The sequence below is a fragment of the Sphingomonas sp. FUKUSWIS1 genome (genome assembly GCF_000733135.1).
GTDB classification, from domain to species: Bacteria; Pseudomonadota; Alphaproteobacteria; order Sphingomonadales; family Sphingomonadaceae; genus Sphingomonas; species Sphingomonas aerolata.
Genome location: NZ_JPJC01000075.1, coordinates 1 through 2,679, shown reverse-complemented (window position 1 = coordinate 2,679; position 2,679 = coordinate 1). Strand labels below are relative to the sequence as shown.

General features: G+C 66.7%; 3 protein-coding genes. 1 reads left to right on the top strand and 2 read right to left on the bottom strand.

Annotation, left to right across the window (positions count from 1 at the left end; translation table 11 throughout):
- Together sphsw_RS05740 and sphsw_RS05735 are read right to left on the bottom strand one after the other, a co-directional pair.
- On the bottom strand, positions 1-1,137 hold a 1,137-nt coding region (locus sphsw_RS05740), incomplete at its 3' end, for an AmpG family muropeptide MFS transporter (RefSeq protein WP_042466634.1).
- An 87-nt stretch (positions 1,138-1,224) separates the two neighbouring features.
- The gene (locus sphsw_RS05735) at positions 1,225-1,656 is read right to left on the bottom strand and encodes a response regulator (RefSeq protein ID WP_031395459.1); all 432 of its coding nucleotides are present in this window, start codon (positions 1,654-1,656) and stop codon (positions 1,225-1,227) included.
- Positions 1,657-1,919: 263 nt separating this feature from the next.
- Between sphsw_RS05735 and sphsw_RS05730 the strand changes: the two genes are divergently transcribed.
- Positions 1,920-2,679: pseudouridine synthase (locus tag sphsw_RS05730; protein ID WP_235188299.1), on the top strand; the 760-nt coding region annotated here is incomplete at its 3' end.

Sequence of the window (2,679 nt, the reverse complement as noted above, 5' to 3'; positions counted from 1 at the left end):
CAGCGCGAACTGAGTCGCGGTATAGGCAAGGTTGGATAGGCCCGAGAGATAGGTGACGAACACCGTCAGCCCGATCCCGCTCGTCACCTGCTCGGTCGCGACCGCGATCGTCAGCCAGGTGTTCGAATGCCCGTGCCAGGCGAGGATGACGAACATGAAGTTGCTGAGCATCATCAGCATGCCCGACACGAACAGCGCGCGGCCGAGGCCCAGCCACGCCATGAACGGCGCGCCCAGCGCGGTTCCGACGATCAGCCCCCAGAACCCGACCAGCTTGTTGATCGCGATGAATTCGGTGTCGCTGAACCCCAGCTCGACGATCATGGGGTTGAGCATGCCCTGCCCCATCGCATCGCCCAGCTTGTAGATCAGCACGAACAGCAGGATCAGCACCGCGCCGCGACGCTGGAAGAATTCGCGGAACGGCCCGATGATCGTATCCTCGAGCCAGCGCCCGCGCGACGCCTGATCTTGCGATGCCAGCACCCGGTCATGCAGTCCGCGCCCCGCCCAGAGCGCCGCGAGTGCGCCGGGAATGACGCAGAAGGCGGTCAGTCCATAGCCCATCGCCCAGCCGAGCCCGAGCCCTTCGGACGAGGCGATCGCGATCGTGCCGACCCCCGCCGCCAGATTGCCGAGCCGATAGCCGAACTGGTTGTTCGCGGTCCCGTGCGGCAATTCGTCTTCGGGCAGGATCTCGATCCGGTAGGCGTCGATCACGATATCCTGAGTCGCGCCGAGGAACGCGGTCACGATCGCCCAGAAGGCGAACACCCCGAGATGCTCCTGCGGCGCGCTGAACCCCAGCATCCAGACCGAACCGAACAGCAGCGCTTGGACGAAGAACAGCCACGCGCGACGCTGTCCGACCCAAGCCGTCAGCACCGGGATCTGGAACCGGTCGATGAACGGCGCCCAGAGAAATTTCAGCGTGTACGGGGTCGTCAGGCCGATCGCGAAGCCGATCGTCTTCTTGTCGATCCCGACCTTCGACAGCCAATAGCCCATCGTCCCCAGCAACAGCGCGAGCGGAAAGCCGCTCGATATCCCCAGCAGCAGCGCCGCGATCGGCCGGGGCCGCAGATAGGGGGCCATGGTGGCGAGCAGGGATCGGCGCGGAACGGCTGTACTGGACATGGCGCGACCATAGCGGGCTGTCGACGCGAGGGAAGGCGGAAGACGTCGCCGCTTCGCCTTGGTCGCGACGAAGCTAAACGCGCCCCGTCAGACGGGCGCGCTGAACAGCCGCAGGCCCGAGGGCAGCTTCTTCGGCTCGCTCCCCGCCATCCGCGCCTCGATCGCGGCGATCGCGGCAAGCAGGTCACGCTGCGAATAGGGTTTGGAGAGACACCCCGCGGCCAGCGTCGTCGCCTCGACCGGGCAGTTGCCCGTGACGAACAGCACCGGCACCCCGCGTTCCAGGGCCGCACGCGCCACGTCGAGCCCCGATCCGTCGCTCAGGCTGACATCGGCGAGGATCAGGTCGATCGCGGACTCGCTTTCGATCACCGCCAGTGCATCGCTGACCCGGTCGACCGTCGCGACCACGGTAAATTTCGATTCGGTCAGGAAATATTCGGTGTCGAACGCGACCAGCGGTTCGTCCTCAACAACCAGCAAGCGGATGATCAGCCGCTTCTTCTTTGCGAACAGCATCGACATCACGCCCCTTCGCGCAACGAATGGTCGTTACGCCCATGCGACATAACGCACCGCATCACGAAGGGACGCAAATATTTTCGCGCTGCACCCCGATCCATAGTATCAGCCGCGCCATGACGACTTCAAAAGACGATAACCCGACTGCCAGCCCGTCGAACGACGCGCCTGCAACAGCCCCCGCAGCCCCCATCAAGGGCGACCGCATCGCCAAACTGCTCGCGCGCGCGGGCGTTGCGTCGCGCCGCGACATCGAACGGATGATCGCCGAGGGGCGCGTCGCGCTCAACGGCACCACGCTCGACACGCCGGCGACGATCCTGCGCAACCTTTCCGGCGTCACCGTCGACGGCGATCCGGTCGAGGCGCCCAGCGCGGCACGGCTGTTCCTGTATCACAAGCCGACCGGGCTGCTCGTCACCGAGCGCGATCCCGCGGGCCGGACGACGATCTACGACCGCCTGCCGCGCGAACTGCCGCGACTCGTTCCCGTCGGCCGCCTCGATCTCAACACCGAGGGGCTGTTGCTGATGACCACCGACGGTGGCCTCAAGCGCCAGCTCGAGCTCCCCGCGACCGGCGTCGAGCGCGCCTATCGCGCCCGCGCCTATGGCAACATCACCCAGCCGCAGCTCGAGGAGCTGATCGAGGGGATCGAGATCGAGGGCGTCCGCTACGGCTCGATCAACGCGAATATCGAACGCCGCACCGGCGCGAACGTCTGGATCGAGATGATCCTGACCGAGGGCAAGAACCGCGAAGTCCGGCGCGTGCTCGAGCATCTGGGTCTCCAGGTCTCGCGCCTGATCCGCACCCGCTACGGTCCGTTCGTGCTCGGCGATCTCGCCCCCGGCCAGATCGGCGAGGTGCTCCAGCACGACGTCGTCGCCTTCCAGAAGGAGCTCGCGCGCGGCAAGCCCGAGGGCCCCGGCGCGCGTCCGAACATCGGCATCAGCGCCAGTGCCGGCGCGGGTGCGGGGATCGGCGCCAAGTCGCCTCAGCGCGGCGCCAATGCGCCCC